This is a genomic window from Azoarcus taiwanensis (assembly GCF_012910885.1).
Classification (GTDB): domain Bacteria; phylum Pseudomonadota; class Gammaproteobacteria; order Burkholderiales; family Rhodocyclaceae; genus Azoarcus_F; species Azoarcus_F taiwanensis.
In genome coordinates, this window is the sequence record NZ_WTVM01000179.1 from 1 (window position 1) to 6,343 (window position 6,343).

The following is a 6,343-nucleotide window of genomic DNA, read 5'->3' on the forward strand; positions in this document are numbered from 1 at the left end:
CTCCTACAGCTTCAACTACTACGGCACGGTGGGCTGCCAGCGCGACGAGGTGGTCGTGATCCACAAGATCGAGGATCAGGACATCGACTGGCTCGAACGTCCGCTGACTCCGGAGCGCGAAGCGCAGAGGAATCCGGTGGGCGTGGGTTCGAAGTAAGGACCAAAAACAACGGGGGTTTGCTCCCTCCCCTCAAGGGGAGGGCTGGGGTGGGGATGGGTTTCCGGCGGCGGCTTCGACAGCCCAGACCGCCGGGCCCTACCGAAACCCATCCCCCTCCCGGCCTCCCCCTTTGAAGGGGGAGGAAGATTCAGCTAACGGAGATTACCAATGAAAATCCGCGCGCAATTCGCGATGGTGTTCAACCTGGACAAGTGCATCGGTTGCCACACCTGCTCAGTGACCTGCAAGAACGTCTGGACCAACCGCAAGGGCGTCGAATACGCCTGGTTCAACAACGTCGAGTCCAAGCCCGGCATCGGCTACCCCAAGGAATGGGAGAACCAGGAGAAGTGGAAGGGGGGCTGGGAAAAGCTCAACGGCAAGCTCGAGCTCAAGGCCGGCGGCAAGATCAAGAAACTGGTCCAGATCTTCGCCAACCCCAACATGCCGCAGATCGACGACTATTACGAACCCTTCACCTTCGACTATGCGCGGCTGCAGAACGCCCCGCTGTCCGAGGCCGCACCAACCGCACGTCCGGTGTCGCAGGTCACCGGCGAGAAGATGGACAAGGTGACCTGGGGGCCGAACTGGGAAGACGACCTCGCCGGCGAATTCGCCTCGCGTGCGCGTGACAAGAACTTCTCCAACATGGAGAAGGAAATGTACAAGCAGTTCGAGAACACCTTCCACATGTATCTGCCGCGCATCTGCAACCACTGCATCAACCCGGCATGCGTCGCCTCGTGCCCCTCGGGAGCGCTCTACAAGCGCGACGAAGACGGCATCGTACTGGCCGACCAGGACCGTTGCCGCGGCTGGCGCATGTGCATCTCGGGCTGTCCCTACAAGAAGGTGTTTTTCAACTGGGAGTCGTCCAAGGCCGAAAAGTGCGTGGGCTGCTACCCGCGCGTCGAAAACGGTCTGCCGACGGTCTGCTCGGAATCCTGCGTCGGGCGCATCCGCTACAACGGCATCATTCTCTACGACGCCGACAAGATCTCTGAAGCCGCCAGCGCCGACAACGTTCAGGATTTGTACCAGGAGCATCTGGACATGTTCGTCGACCCGTTCGACCCGGCGGTCATCGCACAGGCCAAGAAAGACGGCATCTCCGACGACTGGATTCTCGCCGCTCAGAAGTCGCCGATCTACAAGATGGCCGTGCAATGGAAGATCGCCTTCCCCTTGCACCCCGAGTACCGCACTCTGCCGATGATCTGGTACGTGCCACCGCTCTCGCCGGTGCAATCGCAGATCGACCAGAAGGCGCTGCCGACCGAAGCCGACGGCGTGATCCCGAAGGCGTCCGCGATGCGCCTGCCGGTGAAGTATCTGGCCAACCTGCTGACCGCCGGCCAGGAGCAGCCCATCGTCGATGCACTCAACCGGATGATCGCGATGCGCTCCTATCAGCGTTCGATTCACGTCGAGGGCACACCGGATACCCGCGCACTCGATGCAGTCGGCATGACCGAGGACATGGCCAAGGAAATGTACCGCTACCTCGCCATCGCCAACTACGAAGACCGCTTCGTGATTCCGACCTCGAAGGAGGAGATGCGGATGGAAGACTATTACGGCTTCCAGGGTCAGGCCGGCTTCAGTTTCGGCAACGACTCGTCCACCGGCATTTCACCGAACTCGCTCTTCCCAGAGCGTCGCAAGGAAACCGTCGAGTCGCGCCTGCTCGCCCCGCATGCGGACGATCATGACGTTTCCGGCGAACGTTACTGAGGAGACGACAATGCTCATCTATAAATTGCTCGCCACGCTGCTGGACTATCCCGGCGGAGAGTATGTCTCGGATCTGCGCTCGGCCGTCAAGGCCGAGGGCGGTGCCGCCTCGCTGCTCGTCGCGCTGGATCCGGAGCGGACCTTCTCCGAAGAGGAGCACGCGGACCTGGCGACGTTCATCGAGTGGATGCTGGGTCGCGACCAGACCGATCTCGAAGCGGACTACGTGAAGACCTTCGACCTCACCCCGGAGCACAGCCTGCACCTGACCCATCATGTGTTCGGCGACGACAAGAATCGCGGCCCGGCTCTCATCGACCTGTCCGAGTTCTACAAGTCCTATGGCTTGCAGCACGACGAACAGGAGATCCCGGACTACCTGCCGCTGATGCTCGAGTTCGTCTCGCAACTGGACGAGACCGAAGTCCGGGTGTTCCTGAGCGACGCCGCGAAGGTGTTCCAGGTCCTGGCCGCCAACCTCGAGAAGGCCGAGAGTCCCTACGCGCCACTCATCCGCGTGATCGAAAACCACGGCTCGCTGGTTCAGCTGGCGGCCTGAGGAGATACCCACCATGTCCTTGAACACTCTTTTCTTCGGGGTTTATCCCTACATCTGCCTCACCGTGTTCGTCATCGGCAGCTGGATTCGCTACGACAACGAGCAATACACCTGGAAGACCGACTCGTCGATGCTGCTCTCCAAGGACAACATGCTGCTGGCAAGCAACCTGTTCCACGTCGGCATCCTGATGCTCTTTCTCGGCCACTTTGCCGGCATGGTGTTGCCGCACGGGCTGTGGGTCGCGCTCGGCGTCTCCGATCTCGCCCACCAGTGGCTCGCGATCTGGGCCGGCCTGATATTCGGCACCGCGTGTCTGGTTGGTGGTGTGATGCTGTGGCGCCGGCGCATGTTCAACCCGCGGATTCGCAAGAACAGCCGCCGTGCCGACATCTTTGTCCTCAGCTGGCTGCTGCTGACGCTCATCCTCGGCCTGCTGACGATCCCGTTCTCGATCGGCCATGCGAACAAGGGTGACCCGAGCGTAATGCTGGCGCTGGGCGAGTGGGTGAGGAGCATTCTGGTGCTGAACCCGAAGCCGGAGCTGATGGCCCAGGCTGACCCGATCTTCCGGGCTCACATCTTCTTCGGGTTGACCGTGTTCCTGATCTTCCCCTTCACCCGCCTGGTGCATATCCTCACCGCGCCGTTCAACTACGCGGTGCGCGCCTACCAGATCGTTCGCACCAAGCGTCCGGTGAAGTCCTCGATCTGATCAGGGGGCCCCGGCAAAACCCGGGGCCCTTTGAGCCATCCGCGCACAGCGACGGATCGGTTTGCGATATTCTCCATCAATCCACCGGCGGAAAACCCATACCCCTGCCAGCATGCCAAAATTTCTGCGCAACAGTCTGAGCGTCAAGATCATAGGCATGCTGCTGCTGTTCTTTCTCGTCGCCCTGGCATCGATCGGCGTGACGCTGTCGCTGTCCTGGCAGCTGAAGGGGGCCTCCGCCGCGATCAACGACGCCGGCAGCCTCCGCATGAAGATCTATCGGATTGCACATGCACTCAGCGTAGACGACGCTGCAGAGAGCTCGAACGGCACCAGGGCAGAACGAATTGCTGCGCTCACCTACCATTTCGAGACCACACTGACCACCTTGCGTGACGGTGATCCGTCACGTCCGCTCTTCATCCCACGTGGCAACGGCATCCCGGGCGATGTCGAGCAACTTCGCACCACCTGGTTCACGGTCATGCTGCCGGAGGTGGAGCGTGCACTAACGACTCCCACTGCAACACACACCAGGCTCGCCGAGCTGATCCCGACCTACGTCGCCGAAATCGACACCGTCGTGCGCAAGATGGAAACGAGCTACGCGCGAAGCACCAACATCCTCCAGATGACCCAGGTCAGTCTGCTGTTGCTCGCCATTGTCGGCACCCTCTTGCTGATTCGTTTCTTCTTCGTGCAAGTCATCCGGCCAATCAACGAACTCTCGACGGGCATCGAGCGCTGGGAGAAAGATGATTTCGGTCATCGTGTCGGCGTGCACAGCGAGGACGAGTTCGGGCGCTTGTCGACTGGTTTCAACCGCGCTGCAAACCACCTTCAGAGTCTCTACGCAACACTCGAAGAGCGCGTCGAAGACAAGACCCGTTCACTGATCGAGAAGAATCGCGAGCTTCAGATTCTTTATTCCGCGAGCGATTTCCTGCATGAACCCAACAACATCGACGGCTTGTGTCGGGGTTTCATAGAGCGCGCCATCAAGATGCTCGGGGCCAGCGCGGGCTCCGTCCGACTGCTCGACCACGACGCCGAGAACCTGTGCATTACAGTCAGCGAAGGATTGAGCGAGGATTTTGTCACTCAGGAAGCATTGCTCAAGTGTGGCGAATGCCTCTGCGGTAGCGTCAGCCAGCAAAACGCCACTCTCCTTGCCGACATGCGCGCCACAGAGAATCTTCCGGTCACCATGGATCACTGCAAGAACGCGGGCTTTGCAGCGATCGCGGTGGCCTCCATCAGCGTGAATCGACGCCAGACCGGCGTATTCAATCTCTACTTCGAACGACCGCGTACGTTCAGCGCGTCCGATCGCCAGTTGCTCGAGTCACTCGGCCAGCAACTGGGCACCGCCATTGACAACCTTCGCCTGCAGGCCCGCGAGAGAGAGCTGGCGGTTTCCGAGGAGCGCAATCTGCTCGCCCGCGAACTTCACGATTCGATCGCGCAGGCGCTCGCCTTCATGAATCTCCAGGTGCAGATGCTGGAAGACTCACTGCAACGCGATGCCATCGAAGAGATTCGCCCGGGCCTGAACATGCTGCGCCAAGGTCTTCAGGAAAGTTACGACGACTTGCGCGAGCTGATGGTCCATTTTCGTGCCCGCATTGATCATACGGATCTGGACTCGGCCGTCGGTGCAGCCTTGCACAGGCTCTCGGAGCAGACCGGCCTGCTCACCAACCTGGACATCCAGGGTGGTGGTGCACCACTCGACCCCGAGATCGAAACACAGCTTCTCTACATCGTCCAGGAAGCCCTTTCCAACATTCGCAAACATGCCGATGCACGTTCAGCCAGCGTCGTGATCCGCCGTGGGCTCGACGGCTTGCAGGTAAGCATTCGTGACGACGGTCGCGGCTTCGACGATGGGCACGATCAATCCGTCGATCGCGAGGTCCACATCGGCTTGCAGATCATGCGCGAACGCGCGCAACGCATCGGTGGGCGTTTCAGCATCAAGTCATGGCCAGGCAAGGGCACTGAGGTGCGTATCACGCTCAGTCGGGTCCACAAGGAGGCCGCGTGAATGAGTGATCCGGTCCGTGTCCTGCTTATCGATGACCACAACCTGTTTCGCAGCGGCATTCGGTCACTGCTCCAGCGCTACAGCGACATATGCGTGGTTGGCGAAGCCGGCGACGCGACCGAGGGTATAAAACGAGCCGGGCAGCTCGAACCCGATGTCATTCTGCTGGATCTTCACATGCCGGGACTCTCGGGAGTCGACGCCGCGCGCCTGATCCTCGAGGAGCATCCGAATACCCAGATTCTCACGCTCACCGTGTCGGAAGAGGCGGAAGACCTGTTCGATGCCCTCAAGGCGGGCGCCTGCGGCTACCTCCTCAAGAACATCGAAGCTGAAACGCTGGCGATGGCGATCCGAACTGCGGCAAAGGGTGAATCGGTAATCTCGCCCCACATGATGGACAAACTGCTTGCCGGCATTCGGGGGGTCGGTGTTAAGCCGACGTCGCGGGTCGGCAGCAAGGAAGTCCCGAATCCCGAAATCGATGCCCTGACCAGGCGGGAATCAGAGATCCTCGAATATCTCGCGCGCGGCCAGAGCAACAAGGAGATCGCCAGAGCGCTCGATATCGCCGAGAGCACGGTCAAGATCCATGTTCAGAATCTCCTGCGGAAGCTGGGACTTTCGAGCCGCGTACAAGCGGCGGTCTTTGCGGTGGAGCATGGATTCGGCGTCGTTCCACCCAGCGATGATCAGGCGCGGTGAGGGGGCCCGGACGGTCTAACCGGTGGCTCCGGCTGCCGGAAACAACAAGACTCGATGAAGCGCATGTCGAACTGGGTGCAACCCGACAGCCGTGCGATCAAGCGCGATAACCCGCCTGCAACAGGGGAGCAAGCCTGTCCGCTTGCATGATCCTGTCGCCGATCAGCACGTATCCGCACAAGCCGCCGGCGGTATCGTGAAACAGCGCCTCGACGCCTCCGGCATCGGCGCTTTCGAGCCACTCACCCGCAACCGCGGGCGGTTCGCACCACACCAATGGGCAGGCGTCGATGGTCAGACGACTGGCGCGCGCCATAGGGCGAAACACCGTATCGCTGCCACAAAGCCTGTCAGCCACGACACGCGCGCTCTCGTCGATGTCCCCCGCATGGCCAAGCGAGCGTCCGGCAAGCTCGGCAC

5 protein-coding genes and 1 pseudogene are annotated in these 6,343 nt (G+C 60.9%); 5 read left to right on the plus strand and 1 reads right to left on the minus strand.

The features are described from left to right. Positions 1–328: 328 nt before the first annotated feature. From narH to GPA21_RS18585, 5 genes are all read left to right on the plus strand, one after another. Positions 329–1,897 (plus strand): nitrate reductase subunit beta, encoded by a 1,569-nt coding sequence (gene narH / locus GPA21_RS18565; protein WP_168989581.1) that lies wholly within the window; start codon positions 329–331, stop codon positions 1,895–1,897. Between the two features lie 10 nt (positions 1,898–1,907). Then, positions 1,908–2,456, plus strand: coding sequence for a nitrate reductase molybdenum cofactor assembly chaperone (gene narJ / locus GPA21_RS18570; RefSeq protein ID WP_168989582.1), 549 nt, complete (start codon positions 1,908–1,910; stop codon positions 2,454–2,456). Between the two features lie 13 nt (positions 2,457–2,469). Beyond that, positions 2,470–3,171 carry a respiratory nitrate reductase subunit gamma gene (narI, locus tag GPA21_RS18575; RefSeq protein WP_168989583.1) on the plus strand — a complete coding sequence of 234 codons (702 nt, stop codon included), beginning with the start codon at positions 2,470–2,472 and terminating at the stop codon, positions 3,169–3,171. Positions 3,172–3,283: 112 nt separating this feature from the next. Then, positions 3,284–5,218, plus strand: a complete 1,935-nt coding sequence (locus tag GPA21_RS18580; protein ID WP_168989584.1) for a type IV pili methyl-accepting chemotaxis transducer N-terminal domain-containing protein — start codon at positions 3,284–3,286, stop codon at positions 5,216–5,218. Further along, positions 5,219–5,923, plus strand: a complete 705-nt coding sequence (locus GPA21_RS18585; protein ID WP_168989585.1) for a response regulator — start codon at positions 5,219–5,221, stop codon at positions 5,921–5,923. A 97-nt stretch (positions 5,924–6,020) separates the two neighbouring features. Here GPA21_RS18585 and GPA21_RS18590 read toward each other — a convergent pair. Then, positions 6,021–6,343: pseudogene (locus tag GPA21_RS18590) on the minus strand (NAD(P)/FAD-dependent oxidoreductase); the annotation flags it as partial.

Coding starts and splice junctions, on each gene's coding strand:
- narH (WP_168989581.1), top strand. CDS start 329: ATGAAAATCCGCGCGCAATTCGCGATGGTGTTCAACCTGGACAAGTGC.
- narJ (WP_168989582.1), top strand. CDS start 1,908: ATGCTCATCTATAAATTGCTCGCCACGCTGCTGGACTATCCCGGCGGA.
- narI (WP_168989583.1), top strand. CDS start 2,470: ATGTCCTTGAACACTCTTTTCTTCGGGGTTTATCCCTACATCTGCCTC.
- GPA21_RS18580 (WP_168989584.1), top strand. CDS start 3,284: ATGCCAAAATTTCTGCGCAACAGTCTGAGCGTCAAGATCATAGGCATG.
- GPA21_RS18585 (WP_168989585.1), top strand. CDS start 5,219: ATGAGTGATCCGGTCCGTGTCCTGCTTATCGATGACCACAACCTGTTT.